Below are 25,269 nucleotides of genomic sequence, written 5' to 3'. Positions count from 1 at the left end.
TACTGATTAATAGTTAGCGCTAATATGTTGCAATCTTTGTATGCCCGCCATCACCTACGTGTGGAGTTTAGCATTATGAGCCGAGGTACTCGCACCATCGAAATCTATCGCTACGATCCTGATGTGGACGCAGCGCCGCGCATGCAAACTTATACGATTGAGCTACTTGACTCAGATCGTATGTTGCTTGACGTATTATTACGCCTAAAGAAGGAAGACGAAACGCTTACCTTCCGTCGCTCATGCCGTGAAGGCATCTGTGGCTCTGATGGCATGAACATCAATGGCAAAAATGGTCTTGCATGTCTTATCAATATGAATACCTTGCCAGAGAAAGTCACGGTTCGCCCATTACCTGGTTTGCCAGTGGTTCGTGATTTGGTTGTCGATATGAACCAATTCTACGAGCAGTATGAAAAGGTACATCCGTACTTAATCAATGACCAACCAGCGCCGCCAACTGAGCGCCTGCAGTCACCTGAGCAACGTGAAAAACTAAATGGCCTATATGAATGTATCTTATGTGCATGCTGTTCAACCAGCTGCCCATCATTCTGGTGGAACCCTGATAAGTTCCTAGGTCCATCAGCATTGCTACACGCTTATCGCTTCGTTGCCGATAGCCGTGATGGTGATACGCAAGCGCGTTTGGCTCGCTTAGATGATCCATTCAGCCTATTCCGTTGTCGCGGTATCATGAACTGTGTCTCAGTTTGTCCAAAAGGTTTGAACCCAACCAAAGCAATTGGTCATCTACGCAATATGTTGATTGACCAAGCTGGTTAATCGTTTATAATTGCATGGTTTTTTACAGATACTGAACGAAAAACACCACCTAATCATTAGGTGGTGTTTTTTATTCACTAGTATGTCTAAAAAGCGACCATACCTATTTTCTAAATCTACATCAGATGTTTCGTATCCGGTTAATTTGTTATAATGGACGCAAACGAGAAGACCAATGAGCGCAGTCAATACAGAATGTTATGCTCACTTTTGATAAGAAATGATGGTAAGGCTGTATTGGCAATACGTTGGTCATGTGTAAGAAGACATGCTATATAGACGGTCAATCTATATAATTGAATGTAGAGACAGCTCGATATAGAAACAAAGATAGGGTAGTAGCGTAAACAACTTATCTAATGCAGAATTGATTAGGTATAATGGGTATTGCTAAGTTTTTAGGCGTGATATTGAGAGTTTGTATTGGTGTTGTTGGCTAGTGCCATTGACTATCAACGATAGTGCTATTGAAAAGTAGCTGGCAACTACTGCTAAATAAAATCAATAATGTGGGTATTTTGATAATAGATATTCATTATGTAAATACCTAGTATTGAACAAACAAACTATGTCCTAAAAATCAGGCATGCTACCCTATACAGCAACGTATATTTAGCGGAAAACACAGTATATCTTGGCGATATCACAACATTTCAGCGAGAGTAGCCAATTGATAGGCTAGCTGAAGAGAGCAAAATGTTAGCAATAACTTATTGTTAATGAAATTGTTATGGCTGAAGGCATTATATATAAATTAATGTTGTGAAACGAGTTAGATAAGAAAACTGGACGTTCACAAATAATTATATTTTTAATTTAGGTATTGTAATAACGCTGATGGTCACTAATTAGCTGTTAGCGCCACATTAATTACAGCAGCACTATTAATGACAATTGATAATTACTGTCTGATGAATAAGTATTTTATTAAATACTAAAGGTACGACTGACGGTAAAAACGCTTAATGTACAACAGATTACACAATAATAAGCACGATTCCATTCATTTATCTATCAAATAGACGATTATTATGAATAGTATAACTAAAGAAGCAGCAAGCTTAGAACATACAGAATTGGCCGCTGATAATGCCAATTATATCGAAGCTCTTTATGAGCAATATCTATCAGACCCAGACAGCGTCGACTCAGATTGGCAAGCGTATTTTGAACAGTACAAGTCGCCAAACGATGCGCCGCATAACGCTATTAAAGACCAGTTTTTATTGCTTGCACGCAATCAAACTGCCAATAAAGTCAATACTGAAACCAGTGGTGCATCTGCTGGCAACTCAGCTGACTGTGCTGACCCTAAGCAGATGGGCGTACAGCAACTCATTTCCGCCTACCGCCGCCGTGGTCATCGCCGCGCCAAGCTAGATCCTTTGGACTTATATCCACGCGCAGAAGTAGTGGATTTAACGCTCGAATATCACAACCTTTCAGAAGCAGACTTAGACACCGTCTTTCCTACCAATGATTTAAATATTGGTAAGGATGAAGCGACCTTACGTGAAATCATCGAAATCATGGAGCGTGTTTACTGCCGCTACATTGGTATCGAGTATATGCATGTGACGACCAGTGTAGAAAAGCGCTGGATGGAAAAGTACCTAGAGACTAACTTAGGTCACATCAAATTCGACAAAGAAAAACGTCTGTCTATCCTTGAGCGCCTAACGGCAGCTGAAGGTCTAGAAAAGTATCTAGCGCGTAAATATACGGGTGTTAAGCGTTTTGGCCTAGAAGGCGGTGAGAGCTTTATTCCTGCTGTTAACGAAATCATTCAACGTGCTGGCGGTTATGGCACCAAAGAGATGGTTATCGGTATGGCGCACCGTGGACGCCTAAACCTCTTGGTTAATATTTTGGGCAAAAACCCTGCTGATTTGTTCGATGAGTTCGATGGCAAGGTTCAGCCAGAAAAAGGCTCAGGCGATGTTAAGTATCACAATGGCTATTCATCGAACGTGATGACGCCAGGTGGTGAGGCTCATTTGGCCTTAGCCTTTAACCCATCGCATCTCGAGATTGTCGCACCAGTACTACAAGGCTCAGTACGCGCACGTCAAGTTCGTCGTAATGACCAAGCACGTCAAGATGGCAAAGACGGTAACTCAGTACTGCCAATCGTTGTGCACGGTGATGCAGCTTTTGCCGGTCAAGGTGTGGTACAAGAAACTTTCCAAATGTCGCAGACTCGTGCTTATACCACTGGTGGTACGGTACATATCGTTATTAATAACCAAGTTGGTTTTACCACCAGTCGCCAAGAAGATTTGCGCTCAACAGAATATTGTACTGATGTGGCGAAAATGGTACATGCACCCATTCTACATGTGAATGGTGATGACCCTGAATCAGTGATATTTGCCGCGCAACTAGCACTTGATTACCGTCATGAGTTTGATAAAGACATTATCATCGATTTGTTCTGCTATCGCCGTAACGGTCATAACGAAGCTGATGAGCCATCGGCCACGCAGCCATTGATGTATGCAGTTATTAAAAAGCTACCAACGACCCGCACTCTTTATGCACAGCAGTTAATTAAAGATGGTGTCATTAGTGAAGACGATGCGAAAAACTACGAAGATAACTACCGTGAGTCGTTAGACCGTGGTGATTACGTGGTGAATTCTTTGGTCAGTGATCCTGATGAACAGCTGTTTGTCGATTGGAAACCGTATCTGGGCCATGACTTGGTTGATGACTGGGAAACTGGTGTCGACATCGAAAAGCTCAAAGAGTATGGTCGCCGTATGGCTCAAATGCCAGAGGGCTACAAACTACAGCGTCAGGTGCAAAAAGTCGTCGAGCAACGTTTAGCGATGCAGACGGGTGAAGAGCCGCTCAACTGGGGTGCCGCTGAAACCTTGGCCTATGCATCATTGGTTGATAATGACGAAGTATTGGTACGTATTACTGGTGAAGACGTTGGTCGTGGTACTTTCTCTCATCGTCACAGTGAAATCTATAACGTCAATGACGGCAGCATGTATGTGCCACTATCACATATCAGTGAGACACAGGCACGTTTTGCGACTTATAACTCGCTATTGTCAGAAGAAGCGGTACTGGCTTTTGAATATGGTTATGCAACGACAGTACCGAACGCACTAATCGTATGGGAAGCGCAGTTCGGTGACTTCGTCAACGGCGCACAGGTTGTTATTGACCAGTTCATCTCAAGCGGCGAGACCAAATGGCAGCGTGTTTGTGGTCTAACGATGTTGTTACCGCATGGCTATGAAGGTCAAGGCCCAGAGCATTCATCTGCTCGTCTTGAGCGCTTCTTACAGCTATGTGCTGAAGACAACATGCAAGTGATTACACCGACGACACCTGCACAGATTTATCATGCGCTACGTCGTCAGGCCGTACGTCCAATTCGTAAGCCATTGATTGTCATGTCTCCGAAGAGCTTGCTACGTCATAAGTTAGCAACCTCAAACCTAGAAGAGCTCGCCAAAGGTAAGTTCGAGACGGTTTTACCAGAGATTGATGACCACAACGCGGACAAAGTGACTCGTATGGTGCTATGTGGCGGCAAGGTTTATTACGACTTGCTAGAGCAGCGCCGCGCATTGGGTCTAGACCATGTGGCTATCGTGCGTATCGAGCAGCTGTATCCATTGCCAGAAAAACGTTTGATTGCTGAGATTGAAAAATATAGCAATCTGCAAGAAATCGTTTGGACGCAAGAAGAGCCATTGAACCAAGGCGCTTGGTATTATTTAGCACCTCATATGTTCCGTATTGTTGTACCGCATCCAACCAAGGCGAAAGTCATGGAGCCGGTGGCACGTCCTCCTAGTGCGGCACCTGCGACAGGTTCACCTAAATTGCATGCTCAGCAGCAGCAAGCATTGATTGCTGGCGGTCTTGGCATTAGTGTCGATGAGTTGTCTAAGTAATAGCTTAAATAGTTAACAAGTTATAAAAGATACATGAATCAGGCGATGACAGTCAGTACCTTGTAATACCACATGAGTAATTTAAAACGGTATTGACTGCCTATCACGACTTAATAATAAATATGAATATCCAAATCTAAGGAGTATATCGATGGCTGATATCAAAGCCCCCGTTTTTCCAGAATCGGTTGCCGATGGCACAATCGTTGAATGGCATGTCACTGAAGGTCAGCAAGTAAACCGTGATGACCTATTGGCCGAAATTGAAACCGATAAAGTGGTACTAGAAGTTGTGGCGCCTGATGATGGTGTTGTGACCAAAATCGTTAAGCAAGTTGACGACACCGTGCTATCTGACGAGCTAATCGCAGAGTTCGAAGCAGGCGCAACTGGCAGTGCTGACAGCGATTCTGGCTCAGATGATGCTCCTGCCGTGAACCCAGATCAGCCAGCAGCTCCGGTTCAAGCCAAACAAGGTACGGATGGCGGTGAGCCAGTCCAAGCAACTGATAAAAAAGACGAAGCCGATCATAAAGATCAAAGCCCAGCCGTGCGTAAAGCAGCCAAAGAAAGTGGCGTAGATCCTAAAAACGTCGAAGGCAGCGGTCGCGGTGGTCGTGTGACCAAGACTGATATGGCTAATCCAACGCTAAAAGCGGACAGCTCTATCAAGTCTGACAGTGGTCGTCCAGTCGCTGAATCAACAGGCGAGCGTACTGAAAAACGCGTTCCAATGACTCGTCTACGTAAGCGTGTGGCTGAGCGTCTATTGTCAGCGACGCAAGAAACTGCGATGTTGACAACGTTTAACGAAGTTAACATGAAGCCGTTGATGGACATGCGTGCTAAGTATAAAGAACAGTTTGAAAAGCGTCATGGTGTCCGTTTAGGCTTTATGTCGTTATTCGTAAAAGCGGCGACTGAAGCCCTTAAGCGCTTCCCAGCAGTGAACGCTTCATTAGACGGTGATGACATCGTTTATCATGGTTTCTATGATATCGGTGTTGCGGTATCTTCAGATCGTGGTCTAGTGGTTCCAGTACTACGTGATACCGATCGCATGAGCATGGCAGATGTTGAAGCTAAAATCCGTGAGTTAGGTGGTCGTGCCCAAGAAGGTAAGCTTGGTTTAGACGAGATGACTGGTGGTACATTCACTATCTCTAACGGTGGTGTATTTGGCTCACTCATGTCAACGCCTATTTTGAACCCACCGCAAACCGCTATCCTGGGTATGCATGCCATCAACGATCGCCCAATGGCGGTTAATGGTGAAGTGAAAATCCTACCAATGATGTATCTTGCACTGTCTTATGACCACCGTATGATTGATGGTAAAGAGGCAGTACAATTCTTAGTGACGCTAAAAGAATTGGTCGAAGATCCTACCATGCTTCTATTAGACCTGTAAGCTTCTAAGCTTGTATTGGCAATCGCTGATACAAGCTTTTTAACTTTGGTGGTGGTGATTGTTTCTGTCGATGAATAAAGAAAGGGTTTCACTCAAATAACGTATTGGTTATAGAGTGAGATTTTCATCAGTTTATCAACAGTACAATCAATCACTTAAGTCCTAAATAAAATTAGAAAATAGGAACGTACTATGAAAGATAATTATGATCTAGTCGTTATCGGCGGCGGTCCTGGCGGCTACGAAGCAGCGATTCGTGCAGGCCAACTGGGTATGAGCGTTGCTTGTATCGAAAAACGTACTTATAAAGGCGAGCCAGCACTTGGCGGTACTTGCTTAAACGTCGGCTGTATCCCATCAAAAGCCTTGCTTGATAGCTCACATCGTTATGAAGCGACCAAGCATGACCTTGAAGAGCATGGCATCAGCACTGGTGACGTCGCTATCGATATCGAGCAAATGATTGCTCGTAAAGAAGGCATCGTCAAGCAGTTGACTGGTGGTGTTGCAGCACTATTAAAAGGCAATGGCGTTGACTGGCTACAAGGCTGGGGCACGTTGGAAGATGGTAAAGGCGCGGACAAAAAAGTTAAATTTACTGCATTAGAAGACGACAGTGAAACGACCATCACTGCTAAAAACGTCATTCTTGCGGCAGGTTCTGTACCTATCGATATTCCTGTGGCAAAAACCGATGGCGACCGTATCGTTGATTCTACTGGCGCGCTTGATTTCACTGAAGTACCCAAGCGTTTAGGCGTCATCGGTGCTGGTGTTATCGGTCTTGAGCTTGGCTCTGTATGGCGTCGCTTGGGTGCGGAAGTCGTGGTTTATGAAGCGCTTCCAAGTTTCCTAGCAGCCGCTGACAAAGACATCGCGAAAGAAGCGGGTAAAATGCTGAAAAAGCAAGGTCTTGATATCCGTGTTGATACCAAAGTAACCAATGCTGAAGTGAAAGGCGATCAAGTTGTCGTTACTAGCGAAGCCAAAGGTGAAGCCTCGGATGAAAGCTTTGATAAGCTAATTGTCTGTGTTGGTCGCCGTGCATACTCTGAAAAACTGCTTGGCGAAAACAGTGGTATCACCTTGACTGAACGCGGTCTTATCGACGTCGATGATCAGTGCAAAACCAATCTTGATGGCGTTTACGCTATTGGTGATTTAGTCCGTGGTCCAATGCTTGCGCATAAAGCAATGGAAGAGGGCATGATGGCCGTCGAGCGTATCCATGGCGAAAAAGCTCAGGTCAACTACGACACTATTATTAATGTCATCTACACGCATCCAGAAATCGCATGGGTTGGCTTGACTGAACAAGAAGCTGAAGAAGCCGGTTATGAAGTCAAAACAGGCTCATTTAACCTAGCGGCAAATGGCCGTGCACTCGCTCAAAGCGAAGCGCAAGGGTCTATTAAAGTGGTTGCTGATGCCAAAACAGACCGTCTGTTAGGTATGCATGCTATCTCTGCTGGTGCTGGTGATATCGTCCATCAAGGTATGATTGCGATGGAATTTGTTTCTAGTATTGAAGATTTGCAATTGATGACGTTCGCGCATCCAACGATTTCAGAAGCCGTACATGAAGCCGCTCTATCTGCAGATGGCCGTGCTATTCACGCCATTCAGCGTAAAAAGCGCAAGAAATAAGTAGTTAGTTTGATAAGTACCGACTTATAACCTGATTGCGGTGGGGTGGTTATAGCGTTCACCGCGATCATAAGTGCGCCAAATGCATGTTTCATATGTATATGTGCGCACTTGTTTTCACTTTTTATTAATTGTAAAAAATAAAGGATACAATCAATGAATTTACATGAGTATCAAGCAAAAGAGCTATTAAAAAGCTACGGTTTGCCAATTCAAGAAGGCATCATTGCCCATAACGGCGACGAAGCTGCAGCTGCTTTTGACAAGACGCCAACTGACATTGCTGTGATTAAAGCGCAGGTACATGCTGGTGGCCGTGGTAAAGCTGGTGGTGTTAAGCTGGTTAAAACTCGTGAAGAAGCCAAGCAAGTGGCTGAAGAGCTTATCGGTACTAACCTAGTGACGTTCCAGACCGATGCTGATGGCCAACCAGTTAACTTTGTATTGGTTGCAGAAGACATGTACCCAGTACAGACTGAGCTATATCTTGGTGCCGTTGTTGACCGTTCTACTCGTCGCGTGACTTTCATGGCATCAACCGAAGGTGGTGTTGATATCGAAGAAGTGGCTAACGAGACACCAGAAAAAATCTTTAAAGTAAGCGTAGATCCATTAGTAGGTCTCATGCCTTACCAAGCACGTGATGTTGCATTTAAGCTAGGTCTTGAAGGCAAGCAAATCAACCAGTTTGTAAAAATCATGACTGGTGCTTATCAAGCATTTATCGAAAACGACTTTGCATTACTTGAAGTCAACCCGCTAGCAGTTCGCGAAAATGGCGAAATCGTTTGTGTTGATGGCAAAATTGGTATCGACTCAAACGCATTGTATCGCTTACCAAAAATCGCAGCGCTACAAGACAAAACACAAGAAAATGAGCGTGAGCTAAAAGCCGCTGAATTTGACCTAAACTATGTTGCCCTAGAAGGTAACATCGGTTGTATGGTAAACGGTGCTGGTCTTGCAATGGCGACGATGGATATTATCAAACTGTATGGCGGCAAGCCTGCTAACTTCTTGGACGTTGGCGGCGGTGCAACTAAAGATCGCGTTGTAGAAGCGTTCAAAATCATTCTAGAAGACAGCAGTGTTGAAGGTGTTCTAATCAACATCTTTGGCGGTATCGTACGTTGTGACATGATTGCAGAAGCCATTATCGCTGCCGTTAAAGAAGTCGACGTACAAGTACCAGTTGTTGTACGCCTAGAAGGTAACAACGCTGAATTGGGCTTGCAGATTCTAGAAGAGTCTGGTCTAAAACTAACCTCAGCCCAAGGTCTAGCAGACGCTGCACAAAAAATTGTCGATGCTGTTCAAGCATAAACCTATCCATTTAGGTGCTTAAACATAGTAGTCAAAGCGTGATGGCAGTTTATAGTCAATTGAGCATCGTTAGTATTTAACGAGACATAAGATAGTAAACTGCCATTACAAGACAACCGAATACAAGGAAAAAACAATGAGTGTATTAATTGATAAAGATACCAAAGTATTGGTACAAGGCTTCACTGGTAAAAATGGTACGTTCCACTCTGAACAAGCTATGGAATACGGTACTAAAGTCGTTGGCGGTGTAACGCCAGGTAAAGGCGGTCAAACGCATCTAGGTCTACCAGTATTCAACACCATGGCTGAAGCGATGGAAGCGACTCAAGCTGACGCCTCAGTTATCTATGTACCAGCACCATTCGTACTAGACTCTATTGTTGAAGCAGTAGATGCAGGCGTGAAGCTGATCGTTGTGATCACTGAAGGCGTACCGACTATCGACATGCTAAAAGCCAAGCGTTATATCGAGGAAGCAGACGGCGTACGCATGGTTGGTCCTAACTGCCCAGGCGTTATTACTCCAGGTCAGTGCAAAATCGGTATCATGCCAGGTCATATCCATCTGCCAGGTAAAGTGGGTATCATCTCACGTTCTGGTACACTAACGTATGAAGCGGTTGCGCAGACCACTAAGCTTGGCTTTGGTCAGTCAACCTGTATCGGTATCGGTGGTGATCCTATCCCTGGTATGAACCAGATTGATGCATTAAAACTATTCCAAGACGATCCACAGACTGAAGCCATCATTCTAATCGGTGAAATCGGCGGTACTGCTGAAGAAGAAGCTGCTGCTTATATCAAAGACCATGTTACTAAGCCAGTGGTTGGCTATATTGCTGGTGTAACTGCTCCAGAAGGCAAGCGTATGGGTCATGCTGGCGCTATCATCTCTGGTGGTCAAGGTACTGCTGAAGAGAAATTTAAAGCTTTTGAAGATGCAGGCATCGCGTATACTCGCGATCCAGCTAAAATCGGTGATAAGCTGAAAGAAGTTACTGGTTGGTAAGTTAGGCATAAGCCTACAGTCTGATTACTAAAACTACATTGAAAAAAAGCAAGGACACCTCTACAATGAGGTGTCTTTTTTTTATGCAAAAAATACTATGAAAAACCAAGTATTGATAACTGGCGGTGCTGGATATATTGGCACTCACACTTGTATTGCACTGCATGAAGCAGGCTATGATATTGTTGTATACGATAACTTATCTAACAGTAGCCGTGAAGCGATCAATCGTGTCTCTACCCTGATTGCTCAGCCGATTGAGTTTATTGAAGGTGATATCCGTGATACTGAGACACTCAAACAAGTCTTCGCCGAACATGATTTTTTCGGTGTTATTCATTTCGCTGGACTAAAAGCAGTAGGTGAATCCGTCGCTAAGCCATTGTTATATTATAATAACAACGTCAGTGGCAGCATTACTTTACTAGAGGTCATGGCAGAGTATAACGTCAAAAACCTAGTCTTCTCATCATCTGCCACTGTCTACGGCGATCCTGAAACTCTGCCTATCGATGAAACCTCGCAGCGCTCTTGTACCAATCCCTATGGACAAAGCAAGCTTGCTGTGGAGTATATTCTCGAAGATTTAGCGGTATCCGATGCTAGTTGGAATCTGATTGCTCTTAGATACTTTAATCCAGTAGGGGCGCATCCTTCAGGACAGATAGGCGAAGATCCAAACGATATCCCGAATAACCTAATGCCTTATATCTCGCAAGTGGCAGTCGGGAAGCTTGAAAAGCTCAGTATTTTTGGTAATGACTATCCTACCATCGATGGTACAGGTGTCCGTGACTTTATCCATGTCACTGATTTAGCGCAAGGTCATGTTGCAGCGCTAAATTATTTACAGCAACAAACCAGCTCAAAAAGCGGTTCGGATACAACTGGCTCAGTCGGTTTTCTACCTATTAATCTAGGAACGGGTAAAGGCACCTCAGTATTAGATCTGGTTGCAGCGTTTACCAAAGTCTCTAAACAGCCCATCCCTTATCAATTCGCTGCCCGCCGTGCAGGGGATATTGCCAGCTGCTATGCCAGTGCGGATAAAGCCAAAGAGTTATTAGGTTGGCAAGCCAAGCTATCTATCACTGAGATGTGCCAAGATACTTGGCGGTGGCAGAGCAAGAATCCAAACGGTTATAAATGAATAATATAGATTAGACCTCTTGCAAAAGTAGCAAAGGGAATTAAAGTAAGAAGAATATTCACCTGACCATAAAAGTGCTATAAAATAAATCGACTAAACGATTATCAGTATAAATGACCATGACTTACTCCCTAGACTATCGCAAACAAGTTTTAAAAAGCTTAGATGAGGGCATGACCTTTGCTGAAGCTGCTGTTTTCTATGATATCAGTCCAACGACCATCCAGAAGTGGAAAAAGCGTCTCCACAGTAAAACCACTCGAGACATCAAGCCCTACAAAATAGAGGATGAAGCCCTAGCTCAAGATGTCAAAGACCACCCTAACGATTACCATTATGAGTGAGCCCAGCATTTCAGATGTAGCCCAACAGGTATTAGTAAAGCCTTAAAGCGTATTGGTATTAGCAAAAAAAAGACACTTGAGCATCCCAAAGCCTGTCCTGTGAGAAGATCGACTTATCTGGCCAAGCTTAACCACTACATCGCTCAGGGCTTTGCTATTATCTACATGGATGAGAGTAGCTTTGAAAGTGAGACGATACGCCGTTATGGTTACGCGCCTATTGGTAGCCCTTGCATTGACCGTTATAACTGGCAAGCCAAAGATAGAACCAATGTCATTGGTGCGCTCTATGGCAAAATGCTGTTTGCACTCGATTGCTTAAAGACCAACATTAATAAAGAGGTTTTCTATCACTGGTGCAAGTTCACGCTGATACTAAAGCTTAAGAAAAAATGTGTGATTGTCATGGATAACGCTACTTTTCATAAAAATAAGCGTATTCAAAAACTATTGAATAGACACGGCCATCGCATTCTATGGCTACCACCCTACAGTCCTGATCTGAACCCTATCGAGAAGAAGTGGGCTCAAGTGAAGTCTCTACGCCAAGGCTGGATGGAAAATGACTTATCTAAATTGTTTTATGATATTCATCCAAAACATAACTCTTTTGTAGTGCAGTGACTATAACAGTCTATGACTATGTAATTAATAAAAGATATGTTGCTTAGCGACAGTCATATACTAGAAATACATTGAAAAAATAAGGTAGTCCCATTATTATTGGGCTTTATTAAAATACATCCAAAGACTCAAGGAAAGGAAATGCTTAGCAACTCAACGATTTTAGTAACTGGTGGAACGGGTTCTTTTGGCCATAAATTTATACCCATGACTCTTGAAAAATATAATCCTAAAAAAATTATTATCTTTTCGAGAGATGAAATGAAACAATGGGAAATGGCAAAGCTTTTCCAAGATGATCCACGGGTAAGGTTTTTTATCGGAGACGTAAGAGATAAAGAAAGACTATATCGTGCGCTAGATGGTGTTGATTATGTTGTACATGCGGCTGCTACAAAAATTGTGCCAACTGCTGAATATAATCCTTTTGAATGTGTAAAAACTAACGTGCATGGAGCAATGAACTTAATCGATGCTTGTATTGATAAAGGGATAAGGCGTGTAGTTGCATTATCAACTGACAAAGCAAGTAGCCCTATCAACTTATATGGTGCTACTAAACTTACTTCCGACAAATTATTTGTAGCAGGAAATGCTTATAGTGGTCAGCATCCCACAAAATTTGCTGTAGTACGTTACGGCAATGTCATGGGTTCACGTGGATCGGTTATTCCATTCTTCCTATCGATTAAGGAGAAAGGTGAGCTACCTATCACTGATGACCGTATGACACGTTTTATGATTACTTTACAAGAAGGTGTTGAGCTTGTATGGCATGCTTTTGAAGACATGGAAGGTGGAGAGATCTATGTTAAGAAAATTCCATCAATGAATATCATGGATGTCGCTAAAGCCGTAGCACCAGAAGCTCAAACTAAGATTATAGGTATTAGACCAGGTGAAAAACTACATGAGCAAATGATCGGCGCTGAAGACTCTTATTATACTTATGAATACGCTGAGCACTTTAAGATATTACCGACGATCAATAACTGGGGTAATTCACCAGAACGTGTGAAAGATGGTAAAAAAGTACCAGAAGGTTTTGTTTATTCAAGTGATAACAATACTGAATGGATGCCAAGAGAAGAGCTTGAGTCTTGGATACAAGAAAATAAAGATAGAATTGGTAAAATATAATGAATTTCATACCGTATGGTCGCCAAAATATCACTAAAGAAGATATCAGTGCTGTTGTTGAGGTATTAGAATCCGATTTTCTTACTCAGGGGCCAAAGGTTCCTGAGTTTGAAGACGCTATCAAAGAACAGTGCAACGTTGAATATGCTCTGGCAATGAATAGTGCCACATCTGCTTTGCACGTAGCATGTTTGGCTTTAGGTGTGGGTAAAGATGATATCGTTTGGACGACACCTATTACATTCGTGGCATCAGCAAACTGTGCCTTATACTGTGGCGCTATTGTAGATTTTGTAGATATTGACCCTCAGACTTATAACTTATCCACTCAAGCTTTAAGAGAAAAGCTGCAAATTGCTAAAGCAGAAGGTAAGCTACCTAAAGTAGTTATTCCTGTCCATCTATGTGGTCAGCCTTGCGATATGGAAGGCATCTATGAGCTTTCTAAGGAATATGGCTTTTTTATTATTGAAGATGCCTCACACGCTATAGGTGGTAGGTATAAAAATCAGCCAATAGGTAATTGCCAGTATTCGAACATTACTATTTTTAGTTTTCATCCAGTCAAAATCATTACGACTGCTGAAGGCGGCGTAGCTACTACCAATAGCAAAGACTTGGCACAAAAGATGGAGTTGCTACGCAGTCATGGTATCACGCGTGATTCTGAGTTGATGACTCATGAGCCAGATGGTTCTTGGTACTATCAACAAGTGATGCTTGGTTTTAACTATCGCATGACTGAAATGCAGGCTGCATTAGGTGTCTCACAAATAAAGCGTCTTAGCGCTATCACTGATAAGCGCCATCAGCTTGCCAATAACTATGACAACTTATTAGCTGAACTACCCATAGTAACGCCTTATCAGCATTCAGAAGGATATTCTGGGCTACATCTGTATGTAATACGCCTCAAAACTAACCAGATTCAAAAATCTCATAAAGAAGTATTTGATGAGTTGCGAGCTGCTAATATTGGTGTCAACCTGCATTATATCCCAGTGCATCTACAGCCTTATTACCAGCAAAATCTAGGATTTAAGGCAGGTGATTTTCCTGAGGCGGAGTTATACTATTCAGAAGCAATTAGTCTGCCTATGTATCCCGATTTGACAGAGGAGCAGCAAGAATATGTAGTGCAGACGTTAGGGAGTGTTTTAATATGACTAGTGTTGCCTTGATCCCTGCTCGTGGTGGAAGTAAACGTATCCCTCGGAAGAATATAAAAGATTTTTGTGGGAAGCCAATCATTGCTTATTCTATCGAAGCAGCATTGGAAAGTGGCTGTTTTGACAAGGTGATTGTATCTACAGACGACGAGGAAATTGCAGCTGTAGCCAAAGAATATGGTGCTGAAATCCCTTTTTTAAGGCCTGAAGAAATTAGTAATGACTTTGCAACAACGAAAGATGTGATAAATCATTTTATCCATTATTTAAATGAAAATGGCCTTGACTATGACTACCTCTGTACCATCTACGCTACAGCACCACTTCTTCAAGAAAAGTATCTTGTAGAAGGTTATAACAAACTAAACAACTCAGATGTCGTAAATGTCTTTAGCTGTACTACAATGCCATTTCCTATACAAAGAACCTTCAAATTAGATCATGATGATCGATGCGAAATGTTTTGGCCAGAAAACTTCAGTAGTCGTAGCCAAGATTTGGAAGAGGCTTATCAAGATGCAGGTCAGTTCTACTGGAGAAATCTAAAAACTACCTCTACAAAAAACATGTTTGGCTCTGATAGTGCCGGGATAGTTATACCAAGACATTTCGTACAAGATATTGATACATTAGAAGATTGGGAAAGAGCCGAATATATGTATCAGCTAATCAATAGATAGGACAAATAATGAATAATACAATATTAATTCTGGGTACAAACTCAGGGCAACTTGATTTAATCAAAACAATGAAAGAGTTGGGTTGGTATGTTATTGGTTGTTCAAATAGATCTGATGAAGTTGGCGTTAAATACACAGACAAATTCTATGAAGTTGACATTCGTGATATTGAAGCAGTATCAAAGATAGCAGTAGATAATAATGTTAACTTAGTATATTCAGTATCATCAGATACAGCGATTAAATCAGTAGTACAGGTGTCTAGCAAACTCAACTTGCCTACTTTTTATTCAGAAGAGCTAATCCGATTACTTGATAATAAGCAAGATTTAAGAAGTTTTTTGAATAACATTGAGCTTAGTATTGTTAACTATGTAGAAGTTGATGACATTGATGACAGTAACAAATGGAATACGTTCCCATGTATCGTAAAGCCATCTAATGCACAAGGTCAGCGAGGTGTAAAAAAAGTTAACAATGCTTATGAGCTAAAGAACTCAGTTATAAATGCTAAACAATTTTCGTCAAACAACACTGCAGTGATTGAAGACTTTCTAGATGGAGTGGAGATATCGTGTAATGTGCTAGTTTCAGAAGGCCAAATTGTATTTGACATACTATCTGAACGTTTAACTTATAACGATGAATATTTTGGTATACCAATAGGACATCTAATTCCTTGTGTAAACATTGACGAAGATACTAAGAAAGAAGCTGTTGAATTGGTTTCTAATGTAGTAAAAGCATTAGAAATTGAAAACGGACCTTTATATTTTCAAATGAAAGCGACTACGAACGGAGTCAAAATTATCGAAATCGCTCCGAGATTGGATGGCTGTCACATGTGGAGACTTATTCAGCATGCCACAAATAGAAGCTTTCTAGTTGAAACAATTGAGGTGTTATTAAATAAGCATCAAAGTATGCAGCGTGTGCAATTGAAAGATAATAAATACTACGAATTGATTTTTCAACATTCACAACCGAGTCAAACATTTGAAGAAGAACGTTTCCCTATTCCAGTAGATGCTCTATATCATGAATATAGATACTCTAATGGAGAAGCGATTAATATCATCAATGGCAAAAAAGAAGTAGTAGGTTACTACGTTGCTGAATTTCCAAAAGATAAGTGGGAAGATGAATGAGACTCATAGTCACAGGTGCGACAGGTTTTATTGGTAGGCATTTAGTTGAGTCCGCTCAGCAGAATTTTGAAATTATCTGCTTAACGAGAAGTAACGAAAAAAATGGTGAGAATCAAAGCGTAAGTTTTGTTCAGACAGACTATGAGCTAAATAGTCTAGAAAATATTTTTCGAGAAGGTGATGTGTTGGTTCACTTAGCTGGTCAAAGATTAACTAGAAGTGAAGAAAAACCTAAGCTAAGTGGCTTTATTGATTCCAATATAAAGATGACCGAAAACTTGCTTTTAGCAGCATGTGAGGCAAAAATCAGGCAAGTTGTTCTGACTTCTACCATTGGAATATATTCCGAAATGGATAGAACGCCATATTTAGAAGATGCGGTTACACATCCCAATACTATATATGGATTGTCAAAGTTAATGGGGGAGCAGCTAGTCACCTATTACTGTCAAAAAAACAATGTCAAAAGTACTATTTTTAGACTGTCTCAGTGTTTTGGTGTAGGAGAAAAGGACTCTCCAGTCTTGATGAGGTTTGTAAAGTTAGCTAGAAACAAAGAAAAGCTTACCGCCCAAGATAACGAGTTTTATTTGGATGAGGTGTATGTTAAGGATGTTGTTGAAGCAATAATCTTATCCATTACTAAAGAAGTAGCAGGTACTTTTAATGTTGGCGGTGGTAAAGCATACTCTATTTTAGAAATGGCAGAAACAGTTAATGAAGTTTTTGATAATACTGATAACATTGAAATCATCTCAAATATAAAAATTAGAAACGTAGATAATTTTCTATCAACTCAGAAAATAGAGAATCAATTAAATTGGACACCTAAGTTTAATTTAAAAGAGGCTTTAGTTGATATGAGAAATACTTATAATGCAAATAAGGAGTTGAAATGAATACATTGAAGGAAGCTCTATACAAAGGTGACGCTAAAGCAAATGATCCAACTCCGTTTATCATTGCAGAAATGTCAGGGAACCACGGGGCCTCATTAGAACAAGCACTAAAGATTGTCGATCACGCTTCACAAACAGGTGTAGACGCTCTAAAGTTGCAAACCTTTACACCAGAATCGATGACCTTAAATTTAGATCACGACCATTTCAAAGTGACTAACAAAAAGTCATTATGGTATGGCAGAAGACTTTACGACTTATATGAAGAAGCCCAAACAAAGTATGAGTGGCACAAGGCTATATTTGATAGAGCACGTGAAAAAAATGTTTTATGTTTTAGCACTCCTTTCGATGAAGAGGCAGTAGACCTTCTAGAGTCGTTAGAGGTTCCAGCTTATAAAATTGCTTCTTTTGAATGTGTTGATATTCCTTTGATTAGATATGTTGCTCAAACAAAGAAACCAATGATTATCTCTACTGGAATGGCATCTATTTCTGAAATCGACCTAGCTGTGAATACTGCTCTAAAAAATGGCTGCTCTCAGCTGACGCTTTTACAGTGTACTAGTAGTTATCCAGCTCCTGCATCAGAAGCAAATTTAAGAACCATTCCCCATATGAGAGAGTTGTTTGGTTGTCAGGTGGGTTTGTCTGACCACACGCTAGGCATAGGTGCTGCAATAGCTGCTACAACGCTAGGTGCAACTGTTATTGAAAAACATTTTAAGCTAGAAGATGATGAGGGTAGCATCGATGCAGCATTCTCTTTGGCACCGAGCCAGTTTAAACAGCTTGTGACTGAATGCAAAACTGCTGCTGAGGCTATGGGTTGTGTATCTTACGGAGTAAGTGATGCTGATACACTAGCAAGAAAAAATAGAAGATCTATTTATGTTGTTAGTGATATCAAAGCTGGTGAATTGATTACAAGTGAAAATATTAGAAGAATAAGACCGGGACATGGTTTAGCACCGAAATATTTTGATAAAGTAATTGGTAAAAGGGCTGCATCAGATATGAGTATAGGCACACCGTTAGATTGGAATAAATTAGAGAATTGATTATGACTCATTACTGGCTCAAAAAAGCAAAAAAAAGTCTTTTAAAATCTAAAGAGTTTTCTAAGGCGAAAGAAATCTTGGAGACGAATAATTTTTTAGAGAAGAAGGAGTTTGCAAAAGTAAAAGAACTCTTGGATTCTAAAGAGTTCTCGAAAGCAAAAGAGTTCTTAAAAGCTAAAGAATTAGAGTTTTTTAAGGCCAAAGATTTCTTAATCACTAAAGTGAATCAAAGTCCTAGTCATGATATAGAAGAAACATTGCAAGAGTTGGTAAGTAATGAGCAGCTACGGGTTACTTCTCAAAGAAAATATGGTTTGCATCTTGAAAAGCTATTGAACTCAGAAGAAGGCCTAAAAGACTTAGGCGCAGTTGCTGAAAGACTGATAGGCAATAACCCTGATAGTATTCTACTGATATATTTGTCAGTTATCTCTCTAGCTAAGCAAGAGAGGTTTGAAGAAGCATCTGATTTAATTTCAAGTAAAGTTGTAGAGCTCAAATTAAATAAAGCTAAAAATATTAAGGTCAGAGATAAACAATTAGTGGCCTTGCTAAAGGTTTGGAGAGTTCTCGATCTTGTAGCAAGAGAAAATATGAAGTGGGCAGATGGTGATAATTTAAAGAACAAAAATTACGATGAGTTAGAGTTCTTGTTATCCGATCATGACTTAGAAGATCCTGAGTTGACCTCTGATCTTATTCTATTTTATGCTGAGCCATATTTGCAGGGTAAGCTTCATCATGATTATTTGAATATATGTCAATTAGCATTTGATAAAGCAAAGACTTTAGATAAAAAGCTCAAAGTTATTTATGCTTTAAGGCGAGAAGGTATTAGGCGTCTTCCTAGCTATCATCAAAACTATGAGTTGGCGATAGCTTTATATGTTTCATTAGAGGATGAAATTAACGAGTTTGTTAATCAATCTTTGCTAGACAGAACCTTGAAAAATGTAAAAACTCTAAGAACAATAATGAATGTAGGAAGGTCTTTGGGGCAGGATGCTATATATAGACCGGCTAAAGAGGCAATTATTCAAATCGCAATGTCAGATGCAGGTCAGTCAACAGTATGGACTGCCGCCTTTGCACTTATGGAAGATGGTAAAGACAATTATGAAATATCTAAAAAAATACTGAATTTAAATGATAAAAAACCTCAGCATGCATCAGATATTCAGCATTTTCTGGATTGGGCTATATTAGCAGAAGAGTATCAATTAGCTTATGAATTCTTTTCAAAGCAGCCAAGAAAAGTACGGGAGTCAAAGAGTGCTCTTTCTTATGTAAAAATTCTTCATAGACTTAAAAAGTTTGAAGAAGCAGAAGAGATAACTAGAGGAGTTCACATTTCTCTCTTATCTCGGAGTCATAATTTATGTCCGTATACTAGTTGGTCGTTGGTCAAACGGTCAGGCGAGCTTAAATTTTTGAAGGATACGGCCGTACTGTATCAAAGTATTCCACAGCCCAAAAATCCACAGGGAGTAATTTTTATTACTCCAAGATCTATAGAGCAGTTGAGAAAAACGCCTATCGTTCTTCTCATGGAGCTTAAAAGATTGGGTTGGGCCGTCATACCTTTATCAGAAGGTCTTTTGCCGACAGAAAAAACGAACAATGTATACATCAATGAGTTCATCGATGTCATAACGATGAATCGAGAAATAAAGAGGGACTCTAAGCTTGAACTTGATGCAGAATTCGATATCAATTTGAGTCAAGGTAAAATGCAGTGGAAAGATATTGATCTATCTCATGTTTTGTGGGAAGAATCAGCTATTAACAAACGTATCTATGACGTAGATTACACTTGCCCAGCATTAAACAACTACTTAGAAAATATTTACACTACAACAAAGTCGGCAGCGACTGTTTTAGACAATATTCATAAGCTAAAAGACGATATTGGATTAAGAATCGGTTTTATCGTACAGTTTAATGCAAGATTACCAGATGCACTCTATCGTTTTTATTGCGAGGAATACGGAGATCCTAAAGATTTCTTTTGCATACATTCTGCAAATGGATATCAAAACTACTTTTCTAACTTCTCTACTAATATATCTTCTAAGTGTGTTGTTAGAAATATGACGAAGTACCCTCATACACGGTCTGCTAGCTTCCCATTACCAGAGGAGTTTGAAGTTTTCTACCAAGAAAACAAATATCGTGCTGAAGAGATTTTAGAAACGGTAAGTGGCGTTACAAATGTAAAGAGATCCGTCTCTTATGATGACGATTCTGTTGAGAAGAGAGCTGCTATTCAATACATTAATAGTTGGAGAGCAGCTGGCAAAAAAGTAGTTTGTGCATTTGGCAAGGTTGTCTATGATTCAGGAGTTCCATTTGATGGAGGTGCTGCACATTCAGATATGAAGGACTGGATCAATCATTCTATTGAAACGGTTAATGGCACAGATACATTACTACTTATCAAGCCTCATCCACATGAATTAAATCAGCAAATTTCAACATTTGGGAATGCCGTATTTAGAGATATTATTCAGGAAGAAAACCAGAATGTAATATTTCTAGACCATAATTGGTTCAAAATGCATGACTTGAAAGATTTGATAGACTTTGCAATCGTTTATAACGGTACGTCTAGTATTGAGCTAGGTGTAATGGATATACCCGCTATTCTATGTGGACATTTCGGAACGGTCGACTACCCGGTCGGGCACCCTTCGCCAAACGATAGATTGCATTTCGAACAAATGTTAAAAGGTGAAGTCGGACTTGACTGTGACGATGAGTTGAGATACAAATCAGCATTATGGCTTTTTTATATGGGGAGTAGTCTGTTTACGACGGACTACAGATATCACTCAAGGCCTGTCACCAATAAAGTTCTTTATCCTCCATACTGGTTTAATAAAGATGTAAATCGTTATTTGACTAAGGGTGATCAGAACGTGAGAAAGCTTGCATTAGAAATTATTGAATAGGATTATAAATTGGATATAGTCGTTATAAGATGTTTAGCAAGTACTAACGTTGGATTTGGCCATTTGGTCAGATGCAGAGTGCTTGCTACGGAGCTATGCAAAAGAGGGTATGGCGTGATTATGATTGGCCCACCTCTTAGCTTAAAAGATAAAACTGACGAAACCAATTTTCTTGAATGGATTCCCAGAGAGAGTTGGTTAAGCTCTGAAAGTGAAGCTGACTTTCATCTTAGTGTTTTGAAAAAATACAATTCAAAGCATATTATTATTGATGATTATCGATCTGATGGAGAACATCAGAAAAGATTGCGCGAAGAAAATGTAAGGATCGTTCAGCAATATGATGCTAGTAAAAAGCAAAATTTTGCGGCTAATCTGGTAGTAAACGGTAGCCCACATGAAAGAGCGGAATTCTATAAAAAAGATGTTTTGTATAACGATGTAGAGTTTTTGTTAGGTCCTCAATACTGCATATTGCGACCAATATTCTTTAATGATGAGCTCAAAAAGTGCCACAAGCAAAAAAGAATCTTGATGACTTTTGGTGGCGGTAGTGATAGAGGTGCTATTCTCTATATTTTAAAAAACTTCTATCAAATTATTGCAGACAATAATTGGAAATTAACCATAGTAGTTAGTGATAAGAATGAAAATATTGGAGACGTATCTAATTGGATAAGCTCAAATGGCTCTAAAGATATTGAGCTTATGATCAGTCCTGAAAATATGGCAGAAATAATGTCTACCTGTAGTTTTGCAGTTTTAGGTGGTGGAACTACTATATTTGAAGCTGCCTATCTAGGTATTCCGGCACTATTAATACCTATTGCTGATAATCAAATAAATCAATGTGTAGGTTGGGATGAGTTGGGCGGTATGACATATGTTTCAAACTTTAATGAACTTGATGATGCTAAGTTTGCAGAGAATCTAAGAAGTTTCTTGAGTGAGCCTAGCCTAATTGAATCACATAGACAAAATCTAAAAACTATTATTGATGAGCATGGCTATGAAAGAATACTCGACAAGTTGTTAAACGATGAGTAACAGTGAGTTTCCAACACCTTTGAAAGGTGATAATCATTCTATATTTGTCAGACCAAGTTCGTCAAAGTTAGTTATTTTCTTTGCTGCAATTAATATGAAAGAAAATCAATTTAATTTTTGGCAACTAGGCAGAGAAATTGATGAGAATGTCATTTTTGTAAACGATCCCTCTAATCAATGGTACTTAAATGGAATTCCAAGTTTAGGAGCAAGTTTGGATCAGACAATACTATGTCTTAAAAAATGGATAAATCATTTAGATGTCAAAGAGGTGTACACTGTTGGAACTAGCATGGGTGGTCATGCAGCTATTCACTATGGGATAGAATTAGGTGCCAATATACTATCATTTCCAGCTGAAATTATATTGGGAGAGCCGTATTCTAGAAGTATTCAAAATTTGGAACAGGATATAGTAAAGAAAGATTTTCTATTAGAAAAAATATCCAATTTTGATAGAACGATACATATGATAATCGGTGAATCTACACCTAAAGACCTGATTAATGCAGGTTATATAAGGGATTTTGAAAACGTTAAAGTTTACTCATTATTAGGAACTGATCATTTCGTACCTTCTGTGATTTCACGTTCTAGTAAGCTATATACATTGTTGATGAATTTTGTCTCTACAGGTATGGTTCAAAAGGAGCTGTTTTCGAACTTAGGAAATTTCAATCTATACGATGATGAGTTGTTTGCCGACCTTGCTGAAGCATATCAGAATTTTGGTTCTGCCAATTTTGAAAAGGCCATCTTTTATGCCAAAAGAATACTCACTAGGTTTCCCGCTTTCGAAAGTGCGTTGTATATAATTGGAGACAGTTATTTACGGAAGGAAGAGTATCAGTTAGCAACGAATTATCTAGCAAGTGCCGCCATAGTAGCTCCCAATAATGCAGACTATTTATTCAAGTATTCACATGCTATTAGAATGCTAGGTGATAAAAATACTAGCCTACATATTTTAGATATTTTAATTCAAAAATTCCCAAACTATGCTAAAGCTTATTATGCTAGAGGTAATATGCAAGTAGAAGAGGGTAATGAGTTAAAGGCTCTAGAATCGTTTAAGCTAGCATTCTTACTAAATAATAAGAATGAAAAGTTTAAGGGTAAATACCTAGATTTGAATAGGAAAGTAAATAATTAATGCTTCAGGGTTTTATTACTCTGTAATAGTGAGACCATCCCAGATTCTGTGTAACTGCCATTTAGATTAAATGCCTGCTGATGCGATCATCAAACATAATCATAAAGCGATTAAGAGCAGACGTCCAGTTACGGATTGGCATCGACCACTTTTTGGATGCCTGCTGGGTTGCTAGATAGACTACCTTGAAAGCTGCGTGATCAGATGGGAACACCTTACGCTTATTCACCGCTGTCCGAATCACACTGTTCAGTGACTCAATAGTATTGGTAGTGTATATGACTTTTCTGATGTCTTTAGGGTACTCAAAGAACACTGTTAGGCCCTCCCAGTTATTACGCCAAGACTTGATGACATGCGGATATTCCTTGCCCCAAGTCTCATCAAAGTGCTCAAGATTGGCCTCTGCCATCTCAAGGGTATCAGCGCCGTAGATGGCCTTTAAATCAGCCGCTACGGCCTTTTTATCCATCCACGGCACAAACTTCATTGAATAGCGCACCATGTGTACGATACACAGCTGAACCTGTGCCTTTGGATAGACGGTGTTAATGGCATCAGGGAAGCCCTTTAGACCGTCAACACAAGCGATTAAGATGTCTTGTACGCCACGGTTTTGAAGCTCGGTAAGAACACCTAGCCAGAACTTAGCGCCTTCATTCTCTGAGAGCCACATACCAAGCAGCTCTTTCTTACCGCTAAGATTGATGTCTAGGGCTAGGTAAATGGCTTTGTTGATGATCTGCTTGTCTTGACGTATCTTCACGACGATGCAGTCCAAATAGACGATAGGATAAACACTGCTCAGCGGCCGGTTCTGCCAAGCAGTGATGTCCTCTAATATGTTATCGGTGACTCTTGAGACAAGAGAGCTTGAGATGTCGACATCGTAGAGCTCTTTAATGCTCTCTACAATCTCGGTGGTGGTTTGACCCTTGGCGTAAAGGAATATGATCTTGTCATCGAGACCTGAGATACGGGTTTGATGCTTACTAACGAGTACAGGCTCAAAGCTGCTATCACGGTCTCTTGGGGTAGAGATTTCAAGATCGCCTGTGTCACTGCGGACGGTCTTTTTAGTGTGTCCGTTGCGCTTGTTTGGTTTATCTGCTTTCTCATGCTTGGGGTAGCCGAGATGGTCTTCCATCTCAGCCTCTAAGGCAGTATCGATAAAGGATTGCATGAGCTGCTTTTGGAAGTCTTTGATGTCATCAAAGCTTTTCATGCTACCAGCCATTTGCTCGGCCAGTTTTTTAATGTCAGATTGAGTAGTCATTGCTTATTCTCCTGTTAATGGATTATAAGCAGTTACACAGTTTTTAGGAAACTCCCGTAATAGTCAATAGAAGCTATTTACCTTTATGTCAAGTAATAGCTTCTAAACTATCAGATATACTTCTGAAACTTACGGAGTATATTAAATAGCTTCCTGACTATTATACTTGTAGCCTTCTAATTGGGTGAAAATGTCTGTTTGTATTGGCAACTCAAATTTATTCTTTAACTCTCTGTCGACAATTTTAGTTATTTCAGTATATATATTCTTTGCCCCTAAATATTTCATAACATTATGTATATCGCTATAACAGTAAGTAATATGCAAATTAGGATCCTTTCTGTCTAAAGTGTATGTAGACATAATATCCAAAGGTTGATTTTCGCATAGAGTCATATAGACTTTGAACCGCCCCGACTATATCGGAGAGTGGATTGCTTGAGTCAGGCAGCTTTGTCTGACTCAGTAAGACTATCATAGTATCGTCTCTCAAACTCAAAAGGCGACACATAACCAATCGTACTATGAATG

The 25,269-nt window shown here is 40.3% G+C and carries 18 protein-coding genes and 1 pseudogene; 18 read left to right on the top strand and 1 reads right to left on the bottom strand.

Features of this window, described 5'->3' with window-relative positions:
* Positions 1–75 precede the first annotated feature (75 nt).
* The 18 genes and pseudogenes from QL919_RS12885 (at position 76) to QL919_RS12800 (ending at position 23,462) form a co-directional block, all read left to right on the top strand.
* On the top strand, positions 76–786 hold the full coding sequence (locus tag QL919_RS12885) for a succinate dehydrogenase iron-sulfur subunit (RefSeq protein ID WP_207968967.1): 711 nt from the start codon (positions 76–78) through the stop codon (positions 784–786).
* A gap of 1,031 nt (positions 787–1,817) precedes the next feature.
* The gene (locus tag QL919_RS12880) at positions 1,818–4,703 is read left to right on the top strand and encodes a 2-oxoglutarate dehydrogenase E1 component (protein WP_290189885.1); all 2,886 of its coding nucleotides are present in this window, start codon (positions 1,818–1,820) and stop codon (positions 4,701–4,703) included.
* A gap of 151 nt (positions 4,704–4,854) precedes the next feature.
* Positions 4,855–6,114 (top strand): 2-oxoglutarate dehydrogenase complex dihydrolipoyllysine-residue succinyltransferase, encoded by a 1,260-nt coding sequence (gene odhB / locus QL919_RS12875; protein ID WP_290189884.1) that lies wholly within the window; start codon positions 4,855–4,857, stop codon positions 6,112–6,114.
* Between the two features lie 192 nt (positions 6,115–6,306).
* Positions 6,307–7,761 (top strand): dihydrolipoyl dehydrogenase, encoded by a 1,455-nt coding sequence (gene lpdA, locus QL919_RS12870; protein ID WP_290189883.1) that lies wholly within the window; start codon positions 6,307–6,309, stop codon positions 7,759–7,761.
* A 156-nt stretch (positions 7,762–7,917) separates the two neighbouring features.
* Complete coding sequence (sucC, locus tag QL919_RS12865; RefSeq protein WP_290189882.1) at positions 7,918–9,084, top strand: ADP-forming succinate--CoA ligase subunit beta; 1,167 nt, start codon at positions 7,918–7,920, stop codon at positions 9,082–9,084.
* Between the two features lie 136 nt (positions 9,085–9,220).
* Positions 9,221–10,096 (top strand): succinate--CoA ligase subunit alpha, encoded by an 876-nt coding sequence (gene sucD / locus QL919_RS12860; protein ID WP_290189881.1) that lies wholly within the window; start codon positions 9,221–9,223, stop codon positions 10,094–10,096.
* A 97-nt stretch (positions 10,097–10,193) separates the two neighbouring features.
* Entirely contained in the window at positions 10,194–11,246 is a 1,053-nt protein-coding gene (gene galE, locus QL919_RS12855) for a UDP-glucose 4-epimerase GalE (RefSeq protein ID WP_290189880.1), read from the top strand.
* Between the two features lie 119 nt (positions 11,247–11,365).
* The gene (locus tag QL919_RS12850) at positions 11,366–11,590 is read left to right on the top strand and encodes a helix-turn-helix domain-containing protein (RefSeq protein WP_290189879.1); all 225 of its coding nucleotides are present in this window, start codon (positions 11,366–11,368) and stop codon (positions 11,588–11,590) included.
* Positions 11,591–11,614: 24 nt separating this feature from the next.
* Positions 11,615–12,214: pseudogene (locus QL919_RS12845) on the top strand (IS630 family transposase); the annotation flags it as partial.
* Between the two features lie 141 nt (positions 12,215–12,355).
* Positions 12,356–13,354 (top strand): UDP-N-acetylglucosamine 4,6-dehydratase (inverting), encoded by a 999-nt coding sequence (gene pseB / locus QL919_RS12840; RefSeq protein ID WP_290189878.1) that lies wholly within the window; start codon positions 12,356–12,358, stop codon positions 13,352–13,354.
* Positions 13,354–14,520: a UDP-4-amino-4,6-dideoxy-N-acetyl-beta-L-altrosamine transaminase gene (pseC, locus tag QL919_RS12835; protein WP_290189877.1), complete on the top strand. Its 1,167-nt coding sequence runs from the start codon at positions 13,354–13,356 to the stop codon at positions 14,518–14,520. The genes pseB and pseC overlap by 1 nt, the downstream gene beginning before the upstream one ends.
* Entirely contained in the window at positions 14,517–15,203 is a 687-nt protein-coding gene (pseF, locus tag QL919_RS12830; protein ID WP_290189876.1) for a pseudaminic acid cytidylyltransferase, read from the top strand. The genes pseC and pseF overlap by 4 nt, the downstream gene beginning before the upstream one ends.
* Positions 15,204–15,211: 8 nt before the next feature.
* A complete protein-coding gene (locus tag QL919_RS12825; protein ID WP_290189875.1) occupies positions 15,212–16,351 on the top strand; it encodes an ATP-grasp domain-containing protein in 1,140 nt (379 codons plus the stop codon).
* Complete coding sequence (locus QL919_RS12820; protein ID WP_102078638.1) at positions 16,348–17,250, top strand: NAD(P)-dependent oxidoreductase; 903 nt, start codon at positions 16,348–16,350, stop codon at positions 17,248–17,250. Before QL919_RS12825 ends, QL919_RS12820 begins: the two co-directional genes overlap by 4 nt.
* The gene (gene pseI / locus QL919_RS12815) at positions 17,247–18,311 is read left to right on the top strand and encodes a pseudaminic acid synthase (RefSeq protein WP_290189874.1); all 1,065 of its coding nucleotides are present in this window, start codon (positions 17,247–17,249) and stop codon (positions 18,309–18,311) included. The genes QL919_RS12820 and pseI overlap by 4 nt, the downstream gene beginning before the upstream one ends.
* 2 nt (positions 18,312–18,313) lie before the next feature.
* Positions 18,314–21,262 carry a hypothetical protein gene (locus QL919_RS12810; RefSeq protein ID WP_290189873.1) on the top strand — a complete coding sequence of 983 codons (2,949 nt, stop codon included), beginning with the start codon at positions 18,314–18,316 and terminating at the stop codon, positions 21,260–21,262.
* Between the two features lie 120 nt (positions 21,263–21,382).
* Positions 21,383–22,309 (top strand): hypothetical protein, encoded by a 927-nt coding sequence (locus tag QL919_RS12805; protein ID WP_290189872.1) that lies wholly within the window; start codon positions 21,383–21,385, stop codon positions 22,307–22,309.
* On the top strand, positions 22,302–23,462 hold the full coding sequence (locus QL919_RS12800) for a hypothetical protein (protein ID WP_290189871.1): 1,161 nt from the start codon (positions 22,302–22,304) through the stop codon (positions 23,460–23,462). The genes QL919_RS12805 and QL919_RS12800 overlap by 8 nt, the downstream gene beginning before the upstream one ends.
* 61 nt (positions 23,463–23,523) lie before the next feature.
* Here QL919_RS12800 and QL919_RS12795 read toward each other — a convergent pair whose 3' ends face one another.
* Positions 23,524–24,738 carry an IS256 family transposase gene (locus QL919_RS12795; RefSeq protein WP_290189870.1) on the bottom strand — a complete coding sequence of 405 codons (1,215 nt, stop codon included), beginning with the start codon at positions 24,736–24,738 and terminating at the stop codon, positions 23,524–23,526.
* Positions 24,739–25,269: the final 531 nt, after the last annotated feature.

The organism is Psychrobacter sp. APC 3426, from assembly GCF_030408035.1.
Taxonomy (GTDB): Bacteria; Pseudomonadota; Gammaproteobacteria; order Pseudomonadales; family Moraxellaceae; genus Psychrobacter.
This window is presented reverse-complemented; position numbering and strand designations above follow the sequence as displayed.

Coding starts and splice junctions, on each gene's coding strand:
- QL919_RS12880 (WP_290189885.1), top strand. CDS start 1,818: ATGAATAGTATAACTAAAGAAGCAGCAAGCTTAGAACATACAGAATTG.
- QL919_RS12825 (WP_290189875.1), top strand. CDS start 15,212: ATGAATAATACAATATTAATTCTGGGTACAAACTCAGGGCAACTTGAT.
- galE (WP_290189880.1), top strand. CDS start 10,194: ATGAAAAACCAAGTATTGATAACTGGCGGTGCTGGATATATTGGCACT.
- QL919_RS12850 (WP_290189879.1), top strand. CDS start 11,366: ATGACTTACTCCCTAGACTATCGCAAACAAGTTTTAAAAAGCTTAGAT.
- QL919_RS12795 (WP_290189870.1), bottom strand. CDS start 24,738: ATGACTACTCAATCTGACATTAAAAAACTGGCCGAGCAAATGGCTGGT.
- sucD (WP_290189881.1), top strand. CDS start 9,221: ATGAGTGTATTAATTGATAAAGATACCAAAGTATTGGTACAAGGCTTC.
- QL919_RS12820 (WP_102078638.1), top strand. CDS start 16,348: ATGAGACTCATAGTCACAGGTGCGACAGGTTTTATTGGTAGGCATTTA.
- pseB (WP_290189878.1), top strand. CDS start 12,356: ATGCTTAGCAACTCAACGATTTTAGTAACTGGTGGAACGGGTTCTTTT.
- QL919_RS12805 (WP_290189872.1), top strand. CDS start 21,383: ATGATTGGCCCACCTCTTAGCTTAAAAGATAAAACTGACGAAACCAAT.
- QL919_RS12810 (WP_290189873.1), top strand. CDS start 18,314: ATGACTCATTACTGGCTCAAAAAAGCAAAAAAAAGTCTTTTAAAATCT.
- pseC (WP_290189877.1), top strand. CDS start 13,354: ATGAATTTCATACCGTATGGTCGCCAAAATATCACTAAAGAAGATATC.
- lpdA (WP_290189883.1), top strand. CDS start 6,307: ATGAAAGATAATTATGATCTAGTCGTTATCGGCGGCGGTCCTGGCGGC.
- sucC (WP_290189882.1), top strand. CDS start 7,918: ATGAATTTACATGAGTATCAAGCAAAAGAGCTATTAAAAAGCTACGGT.
- odhB (WP_290189884.1), top strand. CDS start 4,855: ATGGCTGATATCAAAGCCCCCGTTTTTCCAGAATCGGTTGCCGATGGC.
- QL919_RS12885 (WP_207968967.1), top strand. CDS start 76: ATGAGCCGAGGTACTCGCACCATCGAAATCTATCGCTACGATCCTGAT.
- QL919_RS12800 (WP_290189871.1), top strand. CDS start 22,302: ATGAGTAACAGTGAGTTTCCAACACCTTTGAAAGGTGATAATCATTCT.
- pseI (WP_290189874.1), top strand. CDS start 17,247: ATGAATACATTGAAGGAAGCTCTATACAAAGGTGACGCTAAAGCAAAT.
- pseF (WP_290189876.1), top strand. CDS start 14,517: ATGACTAGTGTTGCCTTGATCCCTGCTCGTGGTGGAAGTAAACGTATC.